Annotated in this window: 17 protein-coding genes, 1 tRNA gene and 2 pseudogenes; 9 read left to right on the top strand and 11 right to left on the bottom strand. The window is 53.1% G+C overall.

Annotation, left to right across the window (positions count from 1 at the left end):
* Positions 1 to 220: 220 nt before the first annotated feature.
* Positions 221 to 1,087: a hypothetical protein gene (locus HRQ87_RS14235; protein ID WP_174139110.1), complete on the bottom strand. Its 867-nt coding sequence runs from the start codon at positions 1,085 to 1,087 to the stop codon at positions 221 to 223.
* A 10-nt stretch (positions 1,088 to 1,097) separates the two neighbouring features.
* Here HRQ87_RS14235 and HRQ87_RS14230 point away from each other — a divergent pair, with 10 nt between their 5' ends.
* The 6 genes and pseudogenes from HRQ87_RS14230 to HRQ87_RS14205 all read left to right on the top strand — a co-directional run bounded on the left by HRQ87_RS14230 (position 1,098) and on the right by HRQ87_RS14205 (position 6,984).
* Complete coding sequence (locus tag HRQ87_RS14230) at positions 1,098 to 1,406, top strand: hypothetical protein (RefSeq protein ID WP_174139109.1); 309 nt, start codon at positions 1,098 to 1,100, stop codon at positions 1,404 to 1,406.
* 496 nt (positions 1,407 to 1,902) lie between these two features.
* Positions 1,903 to 3,333: a S41 family peptidase gene (locus HRQ87_RS14225; protein ID WP_174139108.1), complete on the top strand. Its 1,431-nt coding sequence runs from the start codon at positions 1,903 to 1,905 to the stop codon at positions 3,331 to 3,333.
* Between the two features lie 11 nt (positions 3,334 to 3,344).
* The gene (locus HRQ87_RS14220) at positions 3,345 to 4,070 is read left to right on the top strand and encodes a MipA/OmpV family protein (RefSeq protein ID WP_174139107.1); all 726 of its coding nucleotides are present in this window, start codon (positions 3,345 to 3,347) and stop codon (positions 4,068 to 4,070) included.
* Positions 4,071 to 4,124: 54 nt separating this feature from the next.
* Positions 4,125 to 5,294: a helix-turn-helix domain-containing protein gene (locus tag HRQ87_RS14215; protein ID WP_174139106.1), complete on the top strand. Its 1,170-nt coding sequence runs from the start codon at positions 4,125 to 4,127 to the stop codon at positions 5,292 to 5,294.
* Between the two features lie 388 nt (positions 5,295 to 5,682).
* Positions 5,683 to 6,084, top strand: a pseudogene (locus HRQ87_RS14210) (transposase); the annotation flags it as partial.
* 477 nt (positions 6,085 to 6,561) lie between these two features.
* Entirely contained in the window at positions 6,562 to 6,984 is a 423-nt protein-coding gene (locus HRQ87_RS14205) for a hypothetical protein (protein WP_174139105.1), read from the top strand.
* A gap of 1 nt (position 6,985) precedes the next feature.
* Here HRQ87_RS14205 and HRQ87_RS14200 read toward each other — a convergent pair whose 3' ends face one another.
* The 4 genes and pseudogenes from HRQ87_RS14200 to HRQ87_RS14185 form a co-directional block, all read right to left on the bottom strand.
* Positions 6,986 to 8,599: a hypothetical protein gene (locus HRQ87_RS14200; protein ID WP_174139104.1), complete on the bottom strand. Its 1,614-nt coding sequence runs from the start codon at positions 8,597 to 8,599 to the stop codon at positions 6,986 to 6,988.
* Positions 8,600 to 8,686: 87 nt separating this feature from the next.
* A pseudogene (locus tag HRQ87_RS20660) lies at positions 8,687 to 9,008 on the bottom strand (IS6 family transposase); the annotation flags it as partial.
* Positions 9,009 to 9,151: 143 nt separating this feature from the next.
* Positions 9,152 to 9,226, bottom strand: a tRNA-Gln gene (locus HRQ87_RS14190).
* Between the two features lie 178 nt (positions 9,227 to 9,404).
* On the bottom strand, positions 9,405 to 9,731 hold the full coding sequence (locus tag HRQ87_RS14185; RefSeq protein ID WP_174139220.1) for an NIPSNAP family protein: 327 nt from the start codon (positions 9,729 to 9,731) through the stop codon (positions 9,405 to 9,407).
* Between the two features lie 70 nt (positions 9,732 to 9,801).
* Here HRQ87_RS14185 and HRQ87_RS14180 point away from each other — a divergent pair, with 70 nt between their 5' ends.
* The gene (locus tag HRQ87_RS14180) at positions 9,802 to 10,485 is read left to right on the top strand and encodes an ArsR/SmtB family transcription factor (protein ID WP_174139103.1); all 684 of its coding nucleotides are present in this window, start codon (positions 9,802 to 9,804) and stop codon (positions 10,483 to 10,485) included.
* Between the two features lies 1 nt (position 10,486).
* On the opposite strand, the gene HRQ87_RS14175 is transcribed toward HRQ87_RS14180, so the two are convergent.
* The 6 genes from HRQ87_RS14175 to HRQ87_RS14150 form a co-directional block, all read right to left on the bottom strand.
* Positions 10,487 to 11,800: a mechanosensitive ion channel family protein gene (locus HRQ87_RS14175; protein ID WP_174139102.1), complete on the bottom strand. Its 1,314-nt coding sequence runs from the start codon at positions 11,798 to 11,800 to the stop codon at positions 10,487 to 10,489.
* Positions 11,801 to 11,863: 63 nt separating this feature from the next.
* A complete protein-coding gene (locus tag HRQ87_RS14170; protein WP_174139219.1) occupies positions 11,864 to 13,303 on the bottom strand; it encodes a phosphomannomutase/phosphoglucomutase in 1,440 nt (479 codons plus the stop codon).
* A 76-nt stretch (positions 13,304 to 13,379) separates the two neighbouring features.
* Positions 13,380 to 14,213 (bottom strand): 3-deoxy-8-phosphooctulonate synthase, encoded by an 834-nt coding sequence (gene kdsA, locus HRQ87_RS14165; protein ID WP_174139101.1) that lies wholly within the window; start codon positions 14,211 to 14,213, stop codon positions 13,380 to 13,382.
* Positions 14,214 to 14,215: 2 nt separating this feature from the next.
* Positions 14,216 to 15,715, bottom strand: coding sequence for a KpsE/RkpR family capsule polysaccharide export protein (locus tag HRQ87_RS14160; RefSeq protein ID WP_343035293.1), 1,500 nt, complete (start codon positions 15,713 to 15,715; stop codon positions 14,216 to 14,218).
* 31 nt (positions 15,716 to 15,746) lie between these two features.
* On the bottom strand, positions 15,747 to 16,415 hold the full coding sequence (locus HRQ87_RS14155; RefSeq protein ID WP_174139099.1) for an ABC transporter ATP-binding protein: 669 nt from the start codon (positions 16,413 to 16,415) through the stop codon (positions 15,747 to 15,749).
* A 114-nt stretch (positions 16,416 to 16,529) separates the two neighbouring features.
* Positions 16,530 to 17,777, bottom strand: a complete 1,248-nt coding sequence (locus tag HRQ87_RS14150; protein ID WP_174139098.1) for a Na+/H+ antiporter NhaA — start codon at positions 17,775 to 17,777, stop codon at positions 16,530 to 16,532.
* Between the two features lie 427 nt (positions 17,778 to 18,204).
* On the opposite strand from HRQ87_RS14150, the gene HRQ87_RS14145 reads away from it, so the two are divergent.
* Positions 18,205 to 18,765 (top strand): F0F1 ATP synthase subunit delta, encoded by a 561-nt coding sequence (locus HRQ87_RS14145; protein ID WP_174139097.1) that lies wholly within the window; start codon positions 18,205 to 18,207, stop codon positions 18,763 to 18,765.
* On the top strand, positions 18,766 to 20,304 hold the full coding sequence (gene atpA, locus HRQ87_RS14140; RefSeq protein ID WP_174139096.1) for a F0F1 ATP synthase subunit alpha: 1,539 nt from the start codon (positions 18,766 to 18,768) through the stop codon (positions 20,302 to 20,304). It begins immediately after the preceding gene.
* The last annotated feature ends 10 nt before the right edge of the window (positions 20,305 to 20,314 follow it).

Here is a 20,314-nt window from a genome sequence, read left to right as displayed (position 1 = left end):
TCCTATAAGTCCCCGGCCTACTTACTGGAGTTTTGTTGAGTGGTCCGAATCCTATGCGAAGTATGGGAAAGCGGTCATTGGATTTACTGCGAGCAATATGGGGTCGACTCCGGGTGAGTGCAGAATAGGGCGTTAAGGGGTCGTGTAGGGCTGAGTACAGCAAACCCCTTTAAGGGTCCTGTCGGGGTAAGGAGCAGAAGCGTATTATCAGAGATCGCTCTTATGGGACAGCGCACTGACCGGCATCCGCCGTTGTGAAATGATGCATCCATCGGAGCCCATAGCAGGCTTTTTCATCACAGTCGCTTGCACCTGCGCTGCGCGGATAGATTGCAAGTCTGGCGGACAGGAACGGTAGCGATTCCGCGCCATCAATCGCAGTATCAGAGCGTCTTGCCCTCGTCAGGGGAACGCATCCTAGCTCAAGGTCAATCCACGGTGCCGTTTGTGAAATCAAATTGCCGTTATAGCCTTCGTCATCGATAAAATATATATCCGGGCGCTCATGCTGCACCCGCAGCAGCGCATATGGGGCGATCATGCCGCGAGATGTCCGCCGCCAATCATCATAGGCCTGAAAAATGCCAGTGTTGCCGAAGGTGTCACCTTCTGCTTGTGCTTCGAACGCCCAGTCACCCTCAAGCAACCGGTATCCGGCTGGCGAGATGCAGGCGGTCACATTGCCACTTAAAGCAGTGTCGAGACTGCGCAAATCGATTTGCGCAAAGTCACTGCGCGGGCACTCGACAGAAATTTCCTGCTCTTCGACACCTCTTCGGATTGTTGTGTAGCACTGACCTTCGACCGCGCTATCCGCCACAATTTCGCCGCCTGCGACGCGGACGAAAGCACCGTTAGTCGCATCATCCACTCGAAAGCCAAAGTCTGCGGCGTTGATTGTCACCTGGGCAACAATCTCGTCTGGGCCGGTGCATTGCGGATGGTTGGTTAGAAAGGTTACCGGGGCTTGATAGGCGTTACCCGCCCGGCCTTCAGGGACGGTGTCTGCTTGGGCTGTGGTGAGACTGATCGGTAGAATGACGGCGAAAAGCGCCGCAACGCGCTGATGGATCTTATGTGAATGCACGGTAATATCCTTGGGGCTGACTGCTCTGGCTGGGAAAATATTGAACCTGCTGATGGGCGGTTTGGTGTTTGAACTTCGCTCTCATGTCTCATCCTTCTCAAGATATCGCCTGCTTGCAACCGATCTGGAACAGGCACGTGCACGACGTCAAGCTGGTGTCGATGCTGGCGTCACCCTGATCGAGGCCCAATCCCCCTTGGCAAGCGCCCAAACCGAAATCGACACAGCGCGCGCCTCAGCGTTTCGCGCAGCTTTGCGTTGGCATGATAAAACAGGAATGACAATCAACTGCACAATTGAACATTTAAATCGTAACTAATCGTCCGTTGCGAGATCAATTTAGAGATTTGCCTTGTGTCGGTTTTCACAAGGAAGTTCAGTGAACAGTCACAAGGCGTTCAGCGACCTGCAAAACCGGAAGGCGTCGTTCAGGATGAGCGCGGCGAAAGCTGACTGAGAGCCCACGGGGGTCATTGTGATTTCTTGCTGCGAGCGCACTCAGTGTAAAAACAGCCGAATGAGCGAGATACCCTATGGCACAATGCAGCCGAAGCTGCGGGTGTTCATATACAGCGGGGCGAAGAAATCGGTGCCAAGGGTTAAGCTGGTCGTTTATTGCTAAGTAGTCAATGACCACTCAATATGACGTTAACCAGCAAGGGATCTGCTGAGCGAGCCGTACCACGCTTCAAATTCTGGACCTGTCAGGTTCGTCAAAAATAATGCCGCCGTCTGTCCTTCCCTATTGGGTGAGACGACGCGACAGCGCTGCCAGTCTAGGGATGTGCCATCATTCACTAATAAGGCAAATCTTAATGCGACGAACAACAAAGGCTGCGGCTTGTACAACAGCAGCCCTTTCACTTTTGGCTTGCGCCGGCACGACTGCAGACATCGCCACCAGGCTGCAGTTGCAACAAAGCGTTTGGATCAGCGATGGCTATGGCTACGTTATTGACCTTAGACCGGGTCAGCAAAGACTTTATCATGTGGCTGGCAAAAGCTGTGTGCTGGATCAGGCAGCCAGTGCAGAACTGGATTCAATCCTGACTTCTGACAGTGTTCAGGTCGGAGTAAGTGGCAGTTCATTTACCTATGGGATAAAGTATGAGCCGCACCGCACAACTTACATCAGCCAAGACGCTTTGCCAGCTGCTTGTGCAGCGCCTTTGCAGAACACGGTTGAAGGCAATTTTCAGGCTTTTGCAGACATCTTCGCCGCGAATTATGCGTTCTTCGATCTCTATGGTGTCAACTGGGATGCACGTGTGCGTAAGGCGCGGCAACGCCTTTCAGCTGACATGACAGAAGAAGCGTTGTTTGCGCTGTTTGCGCGAATGATTGCCCCCCTGCAGGACGGTCATCTGGAACTGAACGCCGAGATTGATGGTGCCGAATACAGCGCGGCCCCGAAAACAACGCCTCTTGGCCGCGGTGTCAGCAAATTGGCAGAGACGCTTGGCGTGGACGAAGATGAGGTATTCGTCGCGCAGCTTGAAAACTATTGGGTCGATGGTATCGCCAAACAGATTTTGCAAGATCAAGGTACTACGGCCGCTGGCGGCAAAATCCAGTATGGTGTGATCGACGGCAACATTGGCTATCTTGCCGTATTGATGCTGACCGGATTGACCGAAGATGAACTGCTGTCCACATCAGATAACTTCGATGCTGATCGCGAATATGCCGCGATAAATCAAATCATGGATGACGTAATGACTGCCTTTGCTGATGCAAATGTGCAGGCAGTTATCGTCGATGCGAGTATTAATTTTGGCGGCAACGATTTTCTGGGCCGCGAAATCGCTGCCCGCTTTGCCGATGAACGCCGCCTTGTCCTGACGAAGCGTGCAGCCGACGCACAAGGCGCGCAAGCAACGCCCGTCTATGTTCAGCCATCGGACCAACCATCTTTTTACGGCCCGGTCTATCTGATGACGACGCAATCGACCGTCAGCGCGGGCGAAATCATGACACTTGCGTTCCGCGCGCAACCCAATGTCACACATGTCGGCCAGCCGACCCAAGGCGCGCTTTCGGATGTTCTGTACAAGACGCTGCCTAACGGATGGGAAATCGGGATGTCGAATGAAGTCTATCGCGACCAGAACGGCATCCTGTGGGAAGGCCGTGGTATTCCGCCTGAACTGCCCATCAATATCTTCTCGGAAACCAATCTGGTGAGTCGTCATCCTGCTGCTGTTCGGGGACTCGTCGCACATATCCAGCGCACACAATCAAACTGAAAGACACTGCAATGAAAAATATCTATGCGATCATACTGCTTTGCGCGGCCACTCCATCCTATGCGGAAGGCAATTTTACCGTTGGTGGATTTGTCGGTATCGAAGATGGCGGTTACGTCAGCGATGACAATACCACAGCATCCATTGTGCCCTATTTTGCCTATGATACCGAACATTTTCATATCGGGATCGACGGTCTTGGCTATCACGTTTTGAACGGGGACAACGCCAGTTTATCACTAACCGCTGCGTCAAATCTGGGTCTTGTCTTTGATGAAGATAACGACTTTTTCGACGGAATGGAGCGTGAGGCAGATCTGACCATCGGATTAGAAGGCACTTACGCGTTTGATGGCGGCCTGTTTATCGCGGCAACTGCTGATAAGGATATCTCTGACGCGCATGGCGGTATGACTGCCAGCGCAGCGATCGGGTATGAAACTGACCTTTCCTTTGTCGGTATAACTGTGTCTGGCGGTGCAAAATACACGTCTGAACAACACAACCAATACTATTATGGGGTTTCACCGACCGAGGCGCGCAGCGGCAGGCAAGCCTTTGAAACGAAGGATGCGGTGTTGCCATTTGCAAGCATCGAAATGGTGTTCCCGGTATCGGACAACGGCGCGATCGTGGGGCTTCTGGACTACACCGACCTTAGCGATATCGGAGATAGCCCATTGCTTGAAGCCGATTATGAGGCCTCTGCCCATATCGGTTTCATTTACAGCTTCTGATCAACGCGGTCGCCGCCTTGCACGTAGGTGGCGGCCCCGATAAGGCGCATAAAGATGGACGACGCGCACCTGATCATGCTGATGGCAACGCTGCGCACAGGCATATGCCTGTTTTGCGCCAGTGTTCTTTTGACACGCCGTAGCGACAAGATACTTTTTCGGCCGCTTGGATTGCTGTTCCTTTGTCAGGGACTGACCGAGGTTCCAGGGCTGGCTATTCCGGCTCCGACCACAGATAATCAATTTGCTGTGGTCCACTACTTCGAAGTGGCGCTGATGATGCCGGACTTAATCAGCCCGTTCCTTTTGTGGTGGTACGTTTGGGAACTGACCAGGGAAGATGGGCATCAGGCGATACCCCGGAAATGGCAGCACTTTACGCCGCTGACAATTGCGCTTTGCCTGATCGCGTTGATCCTGTTCATTCCACCAAGCCTGCTACAATCTGACGTGGAGTTTCCCGGTACGCTCGCGCCTCAGGTTATAGCCGGTATTCTTGCATTACTTGGCCTGAATCTATTGATGACCGGACTGGTCATTACATATCTGATATTGGTCATCCGGCGTCTGGCGCGGCACCAAAAGCGCCTAAAGGACATCTTCGCCAGTACCGAAAACCGAGAGTTGCGATGGATCTGGCTAATCATTCTTTGGTCGGTTTTCTACGTCCTTTTCGATGTGACGGGCTTTGTTTCCACATTTTTTGACGACGCGATACCGGCGGGGCGGGCATTCTGGCTTGACCTGTTGGAAGAGGTAACTCTGATCGGATTGATCTGGGTCATCGGCATTTGGGGGCTCAGGCAGCGGCCAGCATTCGCGCTGGTCCAGGCACCCAATCAGGACCGGCAACCAGAGGTGCGGCAACCCAAATACGAAAACTCTGCTTTGGACGACGCACAATCCAGCCGGATTGCCAAAAAAATCCAATGGGCCATGCAGAATGACCTGCTTTACCGTAACCCCAATCTGTCGCTCTTTGATCTTTCAAAACATATCGGTGCATCATCGCATTACGTATCTCAAACGCTTAACACCAAGCTGCACGCGACTTTCTTTGACTATGTGAACAGTTGGCGGATCAAGGACGCATTAAAGCAACTGACGACAACCGATGAGACTGTATTGATGATCGCATATGATGTCGGCTTCAACTCTCGCTCATCATTTTACAAAGCATTCAAACGCGAGACCGGGAAAACACCGATGCAGGTCAAAACGTAGTTGTAGTGATTTGCAAACATAATCGGTTCGGCTTGCAAACGTACCATTTCCAGACCACAGGGCGTTGGCAGGCGCGGGAACGCAACCATTGCAGATTTTTGTCTTGAAATCGCATCCGACAATCTACGTTCAGCGCCTCAACAACTTGATGGGAATGCAAACACTTGAAAACTTGCCGAAAATCCGGTTCGCATGTAATGCGATCCGACGCGGATGATTGCAATCCCGTCGCACATAATCTGATCACGTTTGCAGATAATGTGAGTTTAGTACCCCGGATAGTGTCAAATAATTCGAGCGAGAATCCGGGATGTTTGCAATCCGAGCCACGGATAAGTGCAATCCGTTACAGATATGATCCACCACGGATGAATACACTTGTCCTGGTGGCAAACCCCTCAAGAAGTACTGGCGCAAGATGCGCACCCCACGCACTGGCGTAAGCAAAGATGGCATCAAACGGTATTACGCCAGCAAAACGCATTGCTCCACCTGCGCCCTTAAAGAGCAGTGTACGCCCAACAAAGATGCTCGCATTGTCTCACGGCATGTCCACGAAGCAGCACGTGACAAAGCGCGACAGATTGCCAGAACAGACGCCTATGCAGAGGCCAGTCGAAGGCGAAAGAAGGTCGAAATGCTCTTCGCGCACCTCAAGAAAATCATGCGGCTCGACCGCTTGCGCCTTCGTGGACCAAAGGGTGCAAAAGATGAATTCCTCCTCGCAGCAACAGCCCAAAACCTCGCCAAACTGCGCCCCGCAGGCCCCGCAGGCGCCGCGATGGCGTAAAACCAACGCTGGCCACAATAAATCCGCAGACAACAACAACTCTCAAGTCGGGTTTTTCAACAACATCAGCCCAGAGTCTCCAATGCTGTGCGATGCAAGGATGTCCGCTTTCGCTTGGTTTGGCTCTGAAAGAAAATTGCTCTGTTGCAACAAAGAGTATTTGACGGCAGCCTATCGATTGGGTCCAAGAAAGTGGGATAACCATGAAGCGAATACCTATTGCACTTTTGGTGATGTTTGTCGGGAATGCCGCAACAGCGCAGGCCTGCGGGCCATACGCGGGTGATGCAACAGACTATGTCGCGTTGCATTCGCAAACTTATCCTGCTGCCGAAGTGGTCTCGGAGCGTATTGCGGCGATACAAGATCCATTTGCAGCCCTTGTGCCGCTAAAGGCATACGGTGACTTCACGCAAATGGGGGTCGTCGATTTGCTATTGCCCATGGTCGCGCTGAGTTGCAGCCACGAGATGTACGATGCCAACGGCTGCGCTGGAACATTCCTTTCGCCAAACAATATCGAAAGCGCGTCTTTGGTGGGGGGAACGTTTGCGTTTTGCCACCAAAGACCCCGAAACCGATGCAGTCACGCATGTCGTGCATGAAAACTGGTCATTTGATCGCTCGGTTGTGACGATGACTGGCGTGGTGAGCACATGGAACCGTTCTGCTAACGGCACCGAAACATTCCTGAGTGTTGCTGAAAACGGAAATGAGACGCACTATACCGAGTACGCCGATTGCTCTGGTCTGGGACACGTCATTCGTCATAACGAAGTGGGTTTGCTAACGACGAACCATTTTTCGTGGTCGTCCGCAACAGAGGGCAAGATGACATTCCGATATAAATTATGCCGCCATCAGGAGCCCGACCCGGGCTGTCACGAAGGCGAGATTTGATCTAGCCAAATACCGTGCACGTTATGTCGGGAAGCTCTTTGGCCAGAAAATCCATAAACCTATCCGGTTGTGACAACACCACCGCGCAAGGGTCGTCCCAGCCTACATCAACATAAGCCAGCGTCAGGTCAAAGCGCGCAAGATACATTGCGTATAACGCGAACTGGTCATGCACCGAAGCGTCGTACATCGCTTCATCTGCATAAAGACCGTCTTCGGCCGGAAGCGCGAGAAAATACTGTGAGGCTTCAAGCACTTCCGATGCCGACGCCCGATCATCGCGATCAAGCGTCAGTATCGGGGTGTGCTCATTCGACTGTGACCCTATGTCGGCGAATGCTTGAAGCATAGTCGCACCGTCCAGTATTTCGGCTGCTTTTGCCATCGCAATGACAGGTTCGGTAATTGACCCAAGACTGCGGGCGGGCACAAAAGGCGAAACGAAGTCGGCGAATGTCTTAACTACTTCGATACGGTGCTTTTGCTCCACGAATTTCTGCTTTGCCAGTTCTCTTTTTGCTGCTGCATCAGGATCTTGATTGAGGACCTGCCGGATGGTGTTTGACACTGGGTCGTCGCCCTCTTTCTGCAAAGGCTTCAGTTGGTCGGCAATGCCTGCCTCTGACATGCCCAATGCTCGGCAGGATCGGACATAATACGGAACGGCAAATCCACGTTCTCTATCAAAAATATCCTCATCTGTGATTAATCTGTACAGCAGATCAGTCGCAATTGGGCGTTCCGCGTCAGACCTTCCAAGCATATCGCGAACACTGCGCAACAGTGACCAGCCATTGGAATCGGAACTTTCCGCAAAGGCCAACATTGGTCCTATTGCCCAAACAAAAATTTTGCTCATGAACTCCGCAGAAAATGTTCGATGATCCAAGAACTTCGCGACAATATTATAAAGCACCCGGTCCGTATCAGAAACCAGACCACGATCATTTTGTAGAACTGAATCATACGCATCCTGACAGAGAAACAAGATTTTCTGATCGTAGGCCACACCGGTGGCTTGCATGATGCTAAGGACTTGTCCGATGTGTGCCGCATGCTCTGGTGACGCAGTGGCCAGGACGTCATCAAAAAAGGCAATCTGCTCCGGTGATTGTGCCAGATTGGCCATCCCATGCCAAACCATACTCTTCTCAACCGGCGGCAAACCTTCTTCGTTTTCCAAAAAGGTCTGTGCAAGCGTCAGCAGCGACAGGTCCTGCGAGCCTTTGTTTTTTGCCAACAAAACATCAAGCGCGCGGCGGCGAACAGATTGGTCCTTGTCGTTGCAAAGCACGCCGTCCAGAAATGTTCGGGTATCCACGCCGTAGTCCGCGTCAACTGAAAGCGCAGCATAACGTTCATCGGCTTTTTTGCATTTCTGCAAACGTTCAGTACGGATCAAATACCAATCAAGGCGTGGCCCGCCCGTAAGGTCGAGGTCCCTAACTTGGTTGTAAACGATGCCGCTTGTTTCAATAGCAAGCTGCTTGGCGACTTCTGTAACAACGCTTTCCTCAGCTGTATATCCGACGATGAGTCGGCGGTATGCCGCTATCTTTTCTGGTGCTGGCCCCATTTTGATCTTCTGCAACAAATTTTTGTAGGTCTCTTCCACCGCGGCTGTCCATCTGACTGATCTTTGTTAGCGCTAACATTACAGAATATAGGAAAGAGGCAATACTTTGCTTTCGCAAAAGATTTCACGCGCAGTCAGGCGGAAGTCGATCATCTGACCGTTTGCATCGGCAGCTCTCCAAAGATAGCGCCACTTGCCGCCGACACGGATGTTGGTCTCATCGACATGCCAGTCGACTCTCGCCCGGCGCAAATGCTTCTCGGTGCGCGTGGTCAGTTCTGGGACGAACTTCTGAACCCAGCGATACACGGTCGATCATTATGCCGGGCTCTGCCAGAAGATCGACCACATCCTGATAAAACAGCGAGGATAGCAGATACCAGCGCACGGCACACAGGATGATCTCACGTGGAAAACGATGGTGCTTGAACGGTGATTTGCGCGGCATGCTCAACCTCAAAAACCGCAATTTCCCTAAGAACGGCGATTAATGCAGAAGTCCCAGTGGAAGTTGTGTTCTTACCCACAAAAGTTGCATCTCTAGCCGGACAAGTTGCGATTCATGCCGGACGGCACACACAAAAAGATACTTGGCTGGGGTGGTAGGATTCGAACCTACGATCTCCTGTACCAAAAACAGTTGCCCTACCGCTAGGCCACACCCCAATCGTGTTGCGCTAGTTACGCAAGACCGGGCTAAGGATCAAGCCTGATCATGCAAAAAAGCGGCAGTTTTTCGATATTTGCGCAGGGTCATCCTGAAAATCCAATGATGCACGCTGCTCAACATATGTTTTCTATGTTGAATCAACCCAAACTTTGCGACTCGGACAGGAGAATAAAATCATGTTTCGCCCTTAGTATGCGGCGCTGAGACCAATTTCAGAAAAGTTCTGTCTTCGCGTAAAATGAATTTTTCTTTTTGAGCGAATTCGTAATTTTGACGCCCTAACACATCTGTGGCCAGACGGGTGCGATAGACCTCATATTCGGACAGGCTGGCGATGTTATAGATACCATAGGCCAATGTGCTGGACCCTTCATGTGGTGCGAAATAACCGATCAGATCAGCGCCACACCGGGGTATGGATTGGCCCCAGTTGCGGGCATATTCGGCGAAGGCTTTTTTTTTCGTGGGGTCTATGTGATATTTAATGACGCAGGTCAGCATTGTCGTTCCTTTCTGATGTGCCGTCATTATATGACTTGCTGATGCTTCACGCTTCGATTATGATCGAACTATGAAAGAAGGTCCGAATATCGCCCGAATTGCCGCCCTTATCGGGGATCCTGCGCGCGCCAATATGCTGACTGCCTTGATGACAGGCAAAGCCTTGACTGCAAGTGAATTGGCGGCCGAGGCGGGCGTGACGTTGCAAACGGCCAGTTCACATCTGACCAAGCTGGATCAGGGCGGTTTGTTGCGGCAACGCAAACAGGGGCGGCACAAATATTTCGCACTAGCCCATGATGATGTGGCAAGCGTTCTTGAGGCGTTAATGGGCTTGGCGGCGGGTCAGGGTCATTTGCGCACCCGGATAGGGCCAAAAGACCCCGAACTGCGCCGGGCACGCGTCTGTTACAATCATCTGGCCGGTGATCTGGGTATTCAGATGTATGACAGCATGACCAGTCGGGGCTTTTTAAAGCACGACGACAAGGTGCTGACGCTCACGGATCAGGGTCGCAACTTTATCACGAAATTCGGTATTGATCTGACCGGGCTGGATCAACAAAAAGCACCTATGTGTCTGGAGTGTTTGGATTGGAGCGAACGCAGATCACATCTGGCAGGCAGTCTGGGTCGTGCGTTACTGTCGCATATGGAGGCGCTGGGTTGGGTCAAGCGCACGCAAGGCAGCCGCGTTGTGTCAGTGACATCCAAAGGCCAGACGGCATTCGCCAAGGCGTTTCCTGCGCAATAATTTATTCTTCTTTGCCCTCTTTCGACAAAAGATCGTTGTCGGCTTGTTCGACACGTTCTTCTTCGATAATGCGATCTAGCGATGCATCATGTTCGCGCGTCACATCATCAACTTCGGTGTCTGCAGGTGTCTGAGCGGCGGTTGACGCTGGTTCAGTTTGATCCATGATCGACATAAGACGATATGTCGGTTCGGGCATGCTGATGTTGGCCGCATCAAATGCCGACATCACCAGCCGAATGGCTTCCCCGCGGGCTTGGGCGAAACTACTTTCATACTGATTGATCCACGCGGTTGATCGAATGCTGATAGTGCTGTCGCCAATGGCTTCAATCCAGACGCTGACCGGGGGGTCTTGCAAAACAAATGGCAGACCGTTCAGCGTGTGCTGGGCGATCGTTTTGGCTTGTGTCAAATCCGTATTCGGCGCCACGCCCAGATCAAACTGAAAGCGCCGTTCCGCGTTGCGGGTAAAATTCACGATCCGGCTTTTGAAAACTGTCGAATTCGGGATGCGAATGTGATTACCGTCAAACGAAAGCAGAATCGTCGCACGGCTGGTCAAGCGGATGACTTTGCCGATGTCGCCCTCAATCTCGATCACGTCGTTGGGGCGAAACGGCTGGCGGATCGATAGCATGATCGACGCAATAAAGTTTTCCACCGTGTCCCGCACAGCAAAACCAATGGCCAGACCGATGATACCAGCGGCACCCAGGATCGTGCCCAGCAAAGCAGTTGCGCCGAGGATATCCAGCGCAATGACAATAGCCGCGATCAGAAAGGCCAGGCGTAAAACCTGACGGTAGATATCGGCGATAAAGGCATTGGGCGCCAGACGATCCCAGGGTTGGCGCAAACGCGCGATGAAAATGCCCAGAAACACGATCAGCAGAAATGCCCCCAACGCAACCAGGGCCAGGGGCAGGAACAGCAGGAACTGATCCCAACGGTCACGGAACCGATCAATGGTGGGGTCCAACCGTTCGACCAGATCCGAGGTCGTGACAACCTGGTTTCGAATCGCGACCACGCCCTCAACCCGGCTGACAAGGGCGCCAAGCTGTTCAATATCCGTTAGTTGCGCTGTTTGGCCGCGCAGCGTGACGATGCCCGCATTTACGGTAACCGTAACATCTTCGTACCCGCCAATTTCGGCCAGGATATCACGGATGCGTACAGCAATGGCTGCGTCGGTGACGTTATCATCTTCGATCGCGATGGGGCCGGACGGCTGACCATTCGTATCCTGTGCCCAAAGCGGGCCGGTCAGGAAAATGGTCAGGGTCAGGAAAAATGCGGCCAGAAATCTCATCTTATCTATCTTCTGCGTTGGAAACTCTGCGCCACCATAGGGGCAGCGCAGACGCAGGGAAAGTCAGATTGTCTGGTCGTAGTCGCCCACGGAAGGTTCCGTCCGGATCACCGCATCAATATCCTTGAAAATCGCCCGCATTTCAGCGTCACTTTCGGGGCTTTCGCAGACGACGACAAGGTTGGGAGTATTGGATGATGCCCGGACCAGACCCCAACCGCCATTATCCAGGATCACGCGCGCGCCGTTGACCGTCACAACATCCTTGATCGCGCGGCCCGCGACGGTTTCGCCGGCCTTATGCTTGGCGACCAGTTTGTCGACCAGCCGGGCCAGCACGTCGTATTTTTCCGTATCGGCGCAGTGGGGCGACATGGTGGGGGTCGAATAGGTCTTTGGCAGCGCCTTGCGCAGGTCTGACATTTTCATATCAGGGTTGCGGTCCATCAGCTTGCAGATCTCAACGGCCACGCGCATCCCGCAGTCATATCCGCGTCCGATGGGTTCGGCCAGAAAGTAGTGACCGGATTTCTCAAATCCCGCCAGCGCGCCGATTTCCTTGACGCGGCGCTTCATGTGGCTGTGGCCGGTTTTCCAGTAGTCGGCCTTGATATCATGCTTTTGCAGCTCAGGATCGCTGGCGAAAAGGCCGGTTGATTTCACATCGGCCACAAAGGTTGAGCCGGGGTAAAGTTTGGCCAGATCGCGCGCCATGATGACGCCGACCTTATCGGCGAAGATCTCTTCACCCTCATCATCGACAACACCGCAGCGGTCGCCATCGCCATCAAACCCCAGTGCGAAATCCGCGCCCGAGGCTTTGACGCTGGCGGCCATGTCGTGCAGCATCTCCATCGCTTCGGGGTTCGGGTTGTAGTTGGGGAAGGTGTAGTCGAGTTCGTTGTGCGACGGGATAACCTCAACCCCGATACGTTCGAAAAGTTCAGGCGCAAAGGCGCTGGCGGTGCCGTTGCCGGTGGCGCAGACGACCTTCAGCGGGCGGGACATTTTGAAGTCGCCCACCAGATCGTCCAGGTAAGCCTTTTGTACGCCATCAACGAATTCGTATTTGCCGCCGTCGCGGGCCTGCCCCTGCCCTTGCAGAACGATATCGCGGAGCTCGCCCATTTCATCGGGCCCGTGGGTCAGCGGGCGGTCAAAGCCCATCTTCACGCCGGTCCAGCCGTTCGGATTATGGCTGGCGGTGACCATCGCAACGGCGGGGACATCCAGATGGAACTGGCTGAAATAGGCCATGGGGCTAAGGGCGGGGCCGATATCTTTGACATGGATGCCCGCCTGCATCAGCCCGACGATCAGCGCGTTTTTGATCGACAGGGAATAGTCGCGGTAGTCGTTTCCCACTGCGATCACGGGCGGAATGCCGCGTTTGTGCATCTGCGTGCCCAGACCCAGCCCAAGGGCTGTGATGCCGGGTAGGTTAATCTCATCTGGGTATTTCCACCGCGCGTCATATTCGCGAAAGCCGGTGGGGGCGATCATGGGGTCACGCAGAAAGGCCCAGGTGTTCTGGGAAACGGTCGAGGCTGGTGTGTTCACTGTCAAATCTCGCTTTTGTTCAAAGTCTGATTGGGTCGTCCTTGGCCAAACGGTCAAACGCCATCAGCGTAGTGACCAAATGTGACATCTGATCTAACGCAACCATGTTCGGTCCGTCAGAGGGCGCGGTGTCCGGCGTCTGATGTGTTTCGATAAAAACACCCGCGATGCCTAAAGAAACGGCAGCGCGGGCCAGAACTGGCGCAAATTCACGCTGTCCGCCACTGGCACCGCCCAGGCCACCGGGCTGCGCGACGGCGTGTGTGGCATCCATGATAACGGGGTATCCGGTCTTGGCCATTTCGGGCAGCGACCGCATGTCGGCGACTAAGGTGTTGTAACCGAACGATACACCCCGTTCGGTCAGCATGATCTTGTCATTGCCGGTGCTGGCAACCTTGTCGGCGATGTGGGTCATATCCCAGGGGGCCAGAAACTGACCCTTTTTGATGTTCACCACGGCACCTGTTTCACCTGCGGCCAGCGTCAGGTCGGTCTGACGGCACAGAAACGCGGGAATTTGCAGGATATCGGCGACCTGGGCCACAGGGGCACATTGATCAGGGGCGTGAACATCGGTCAGAACCGGGCAGCCGATCTGATCTTTGACGGTTTGCAGAATTTTCAGCCCCTCATCCATGCCCAAGCCGCGCTTGCCGCTGATCGAACTGCGGTTGGCCTTATCATAACTGGCCTTGAACACATACTGCGCGCCGGCTTTTGCGCAAACCTCGGCCATATGCGTCGCAATCATCAACGCGTGATCTGCCGTTTCCAGCTGGCATGGGCCTGCGATCACAGTCAGCGGCGCATCGTTGCTGACGTTCAAAGAACCGACGGTGATTGTTTTCATGTCTATGACGATACCTGTTCGCGAAGAATGGACGCTGTAAGCGAGATCATCAGATAGATACCTGTAAAGATCAGAAATGCCAGTATCGTATTTTCGAATGCGCGGGGATATGTCGGTTCGTCTGGCGGAATAGGGCTGACGCTGACCGAAAGATAGCGCACCTGGCGTTCCGCCTCGATCCGGGCAAGCTCTAATTGTTGCAATGATTGCTGAAGCAAAGCCGTGCGTGTCTGGTAATCTTCTTCGGCTGCGCGCAGTTCGGCATTTTTCCGCGCCTGATTACCGCCCGTACCAGATGTCGATGTCATAAGCGCGCGCACTTCCGTAATTTTTTCCTCAATTCGGCGAATCTCGCCCTGGGTGGCATCCACGCGTGCTTGATTGGGGCGACGATTATCCAGCAGGCTGGCCAGTTCTAGTTCCTTTTCCAGCAACAGCGTTTCCAGCGATGTCACGCGCGCCTGCAATTCGCCGCTGGCTGCGGTCGGATCCAGTACGCCCAGCTCTTCCTGTAACTGAGTGACACGTACCAATGCCTCTTCACGTTTGCGTTCTGCATCTTCATAACTTTCGCGCGCCCCCTTCATCGTGTCTTCGCGAATGCGCTGGGTGATCTGATCCACGCGTTCTTCGGCAAACCCGATCAGTTCGCGGGCATAGCGGGCACTGGTTTCCGGATCGGCGGCAGACACTTCCATCTTGACGATGCCTTCGGTCGGATCATAACCGATCTTCACATAGCGCATATAAAGCTTATAGGCTTTTTCATTCGTCGAACCCTCAGGCAGCCGCTGCAGCATATCCAGCGATGGGTCGGAAAAATGCGTTTTGAAACCTTGGGTTTCGTTTAGCCGTAACATCGCCTCGCGTGATTGCAGATAGCCCTGAACCGACACTGAATCCTGTACCGTTGCCATCGGTGTTGATCCCAAAAGGCTGGCACTTCCCGGGTTGACGGGGCTGTCAGCTTTTTCGATTCTGAATTCCGACTTTGTGCCATACATTGGCGTTGCCACGGCGAAATAATAATACCCGGCCAAGACAGTCGGCAGCATCACAAACGAAAACAGCCTTAGACACAGCATCGCCATCTTACGACGGCGGCGGCTGGCGATGTCTCTTTGAATTTGCTGAATTTCCCGTGCGCGTTCTGCGGCAGGGGCAAGCGCGGGGCTGTTACGCGGCGCCGCAGGGACTGTTTGCGGTAATTGGAAATCGCCGGATGGATCAATTTCATCGCCCTTGGGTCGGGCGCCTGAATTCTGTGATTTGACCAATTCCAGCGCACGGGATCGTTTGAACGGATCAATGCCCTGTTCGCGCAGCATCACCACGGCCTCAAGATCCGATGTCGGATACAGACCGTTTTTCTGTGCCACACGCCGGGCCATGCGCAATTGGCGTGCGGTCAGACCTTCCTGGCGAATGGCGTCAATCCGAGCGTCCGCTTCGACCTCATCGGTCGAGCTGACATCGCCAAAGACCTGATCGGTCGTCGGCAACGCGCTTTCCTCCGCAGAACTGCGGCGGATCCTATATTTCTTCGCCTTGGGTTTCATAGTCATACAGCAATTTCGCTTCTTCCAAGGTGTCAAACAAACGCAATTGCCCGTTCATCAGGACACCGGCTGAACGGGCAAACTTTTCAAGGGTCTTCGGTTGGTGCGACACAATGATGATTGTCGTCGTCTCAATCCGTTCTTTCAGAATTTCACCCGCTTTGCGATTGAATTCGACATCTGTTGACGACGGCATCCCTTCGTCAATCAGGTACATATCAAAATCCAGCGACAACAGAAGGGCAAATGTGAACCGTGCTTTCATCCCGGTACTATAGGTGGCAACGGGCATATCGAAATATTCTTCCAACCCGCACAGCCAGCGACAAAATGCTTCAACATAATCGGGATCCAGCCCGTACAGCCGCGCAATATAGCGTGCATTTTCCATCGCGGACAGTTTGGGAAGCACACCCCCCATAAAGCCAAGCGGGAATGAAATGCGGCAAGATCTGCGAATTTCGCCTTCGTCTGGTTTTTCCAAACCGGCCATCATGTTGATCAGCGTCGTTTTGCCTGTACCGTTGGGGGCCAGAATGCCAAGTGAATTGCCAATCTCGACACGAAACGATGCGCGATCAAGTATTACCTTGCGCTGTATGCCTGTCCAAAAGGACTTGCTGACGTTTTCGAATTCAAGCATCTGGTCTGCCCTGACAGTGTGGCCACATCTTTACAATGGGTGTCTTAACAGCACCCTTACAGAAGCAATTGTAAATATTATGTCCATTTTGTGGGCATTTGACCAGACTTGGCGTCAAAGCTCTTGTTTTTCGACCTTCAGCATTTTGCCTACGATGATTGAAACGATCGCTGCCCCAAAACTAAGTAACGCCCCCATTTTGGCAGCATCCTGAACAGGACCTGGATCAAAGGCGACCGACGCGACAAAGAGCGACACCGTAAACCCGATGGCCGCAACAAAGCCGATCACAATCAGATCGCTTAGCTTCATGCCTTGTGGAATACCAAGCCCAAGCGGACGTGCAGCAAACCAGCCGAAAAGAAAGATTCCGATCGGTTTGCCGATTAACAGACCCGCCAACACCAGCCATGTCGCTTCGCTGATCGCGCTGAATTCGACACCTGCGTTCACAAGACCGAAAAAGAACAGGATGATTTCGACCGGATGTTTCAGCGCATGTTCGATCTGGTTCAGAAGGTCAGACAAATATTGTTCGGCTTCGCTGAATATTCCAAATGCACGGTCAGCATGGGGGATCGTGGGCACAATCGGCAACAACCCAAGGGCAGGGTGCAAACCGCTTTCCTGAAATCCATACCAACTGGCGCAACCAGCTAGAAAATAAGGAACAAACCCAAGTTTTTGCCGCACCCAGGTGGATTTGGGGCGCAACTGGTTGCCTCGATCCAGATAACGCGGCAACCAGTTGAACGCAAAGAAAACCAAGATGGCTGAAAACAGCGACAACAAAAGCCACGCCGGGATAACCGCATTTTCAGGATAAAAAATCGCCAAAATGATCAGGCCCGCCGCGTCATCGGCAATGGCCAACAGCAACAGGAACCGCACAGCTGGATGGCCTGCGCCAAAGACCAGACGCCCGATAAGATAGGAAAACGCGATATCGGTGGCAGTTGGGATCGCCCAGCCATTCGCAACGGCCGTGAATTTTTCAGGCCCAAGCAGAAAAGCGATGCCAAGGTAAACACCGATGGGGCCAACCATGCCGCCAGCGGTTGCGAACAGTGGCGTCGCGGCTTTTTTCCCGCGCAGGGATCCGTTTTTCAGAATAACGGCTTCCCACACCTCTTTTGCGGCGATGGCAAAAAAGAAAGCCATCAGCACATCATTGACCAGATAATGCAGCGTCAACGTGCGATGCCCATCATGCAAATGTCCGATGGGGGCGTGATCCCAGATCACGAATTCCACGAAATGATGATACCCGTTTGGATCTGTATTGGCCCAAAGCAAAGCGATAATCGCGCCGGCTATCAGAAGAAGAGAGTAATTTGCGACGAAATTCCAGACGCGATACATTCGATTTTGTCCCCACTGTTTTTCAATTGATTACGGTATCATGTCGGTCGGGGCAACTTTGATATCATCAAATTGAAACGCCCGCGGTGTTATTACTGTTGTCTCGTGTCCTTAAGACACTCGGGATGGGGGCAGTCGTTGCACAATGGTGCTCACACAGGCATGGGCAAGAATCACCTGCCTTTTGTTTGATTTCAGCCCGAAAAAAATGTGATAAATTTTGTGTAAAACGGTCGCACCTTGGCGAAATGCTAATGTTTCCTATGTTCTTGAACAGGGATTGGATTGCAAAGGGTAGTTGCGAGGTCACAAAGGCTCTGTTACATCCCCCCTGATTTTAATGCCTCTGATCAATGGGGTTTCAGCACGCCTGATGTCTTGATGCAGCCGCAAAAAGACCCGGGCCAAAGACATCGGAAGGGTGGACGTGTCCGAACCAGCTTCGATTTCAACTGGCATAGCAAGTCGCTATGCCACAGCCGTTTTTGAACTGGCGAAAGCCGATAAGGGTCTGAAAGCTTTGGAAGCTGATACAGATGCCTTGACGACAGCATTGTCTGACAGTGATGATTTTCGCAATCTGATCCATTCGCCGATCTATTCGCGCGAAGATCAGGCAACCGCTGTTGCCGCAATCGCCAAGAAAATGTCTTTGCCTGGTATCATGACGAACACGCTGGGCCTGATGGCGTCTAAGCGGCGTCTGTTCGTTCTGCCGCATCTTCTGGATCAGATCCGCGATCTGATTGCCGAAGACAAAGGTGAAGTGACCGCCGAAGTCACATCCGCCAAGGCTCTGACAAAAACACAGTCTGACAAACTGGCCAAGGTTCTAAAGGCCAATGTCGGTAAAAATATCAATATCAAAGCGGCGGTCGATGAAAGTCTGATCGGCGGCCTGATTGTTAAAGTGGGCTCGAAAATGATTGATACGTCAATCAAATCGAAGCTCAGCGCACTCCAGAACACTATGAAAGAGGTCGGATAAATGGGTATCCAAGCTGCCGAAATCTCTGCGATCCTGAAGGACCAGATTAAAAACTTCGGACAAGAAGCCGAAGTGGCCGAAGTTGGCCGCGTGCTAAGCGTGGGCGACGGGATTGCCCGTGTGCACGGCCTTGATAATGTGCAGGCCGGTGAGATGGTCGAATTCCCCGGTAAGATTATGGGGATGGCCTTGAACTTGGAAAGCGACAATGTGGGCGTCGTTATCTTTGGCTCTGACCGCGACATCAAAGAAGGTGACGTCGTCAAGCGCACCAAATCCATCGTGGACGTTCCAATTGGTCCAGAACTGCTGGGTCGTGTTGTCGACGCGCTAGGCAATCCACTGGACGGCAAAGGCCCGATCAAAACGAAAAAGCGCAGCGTGGCTGACGTAAAAGCCCCCGGTATCATCCCGCGCAAATCGGTGCATGAACCTATGGCAACGGGTCTTAAGTCTGTTGACGCGATGATCCCGATTGGCCGCGGTCAGCGCGAATTGATCATTGGCGACCGTCAGACCGGCAAAACCGCTGTGGCGCTTGATACGATTCTGAACCAGAAATCCTATAACGATGCTGCCGGTGATGACGAAAGCAAGAAGCTGTATTGCGTATATGTTGCCGTCGGTCAAAAGCGGTCGACTGTGGCCCAGCTGGTGAAAAAGCTGGAAGAAACCGGCGCGATTGAGTATTCGATCATCGTGGCCGCAACCGCCTCTGAACCGGCCCCGATGCAGTTTTTGGCGCCTTACGCCGCGACTGCGATGGCTGAATATTTCCGCGACAATGGCAAGCACGCGCTGATCGTTTATGATGATCTGTCAAAACAAGCCGTGTCCTATCGCCAGATGTCCCTGCTGCTGCGCCGTCCGCCTGGACGTGAAGCATATCCGGGCGACGTTTTTTATCTTCATTCCCGCCTGCTGGAACGTTCGGCGAAGATGAACGAAGACCATGGTGCGGGATCGCTGACAGCGTTGCCGATCATCGAAACCCAGGGCGGTGACGTGTCGGCCTTTATTCCGACCAACGTGATTTCGATCACCGATGGTCAGATATTCCTTGAAACAGAACTGTTCTATCAAGGTGTCCGTCCGGCGGTGAACACCGGTCTGTCGGTATCCCGTGTGGGATCTGCCGCGCAAACCAACGCGATGAAATCCGTCGCAGGTCCGGTCAAGCTGGAACTGGCACAATATCGCGAAATGGCAGCCTTTGCCCAGTTCGGGTCTGATCTGGATGCGGCGACTCAGCGTTTGCTGAACCGCGGTGCCCGCCTGACCGAACTGATGAAGCAACCCCAGTATTCTCCTCTCACTAACGCCGAGATTGTTTGCGTTATTTACGCGGGTACAAATGGCTATCTTGATAAGATCGACGTCAAAGACGTGGGTCGCTTTGAATCCGGTCTGCTGTCGCATTTGCGTGGCAAGCATCAGGATTTGCTGGACTGGATCACAAACGAAGATCCCAAGGTCAAAGGTGATGCCGCCGACAAGATCAAATCAGCCATCGATGAATTCGCCGCTGATTTCGCATAAGGGGTCGGGA

The organism is Parasulfitobacter algicola (genome assembly GCF_013315265.1).
Lineage (GTDB): Bacteria > Pseudomonadota > Alphaproteobacteria > Rhodobacterales > Rhodobacteraceae > Parasulfitobacter > Parasulfitobacter algicola.
The sequence above is the reverse complement of the archived record's forward strand: the minus strand, read 5'-3'. Positions and strand labels throughout refer to the sequence as shown.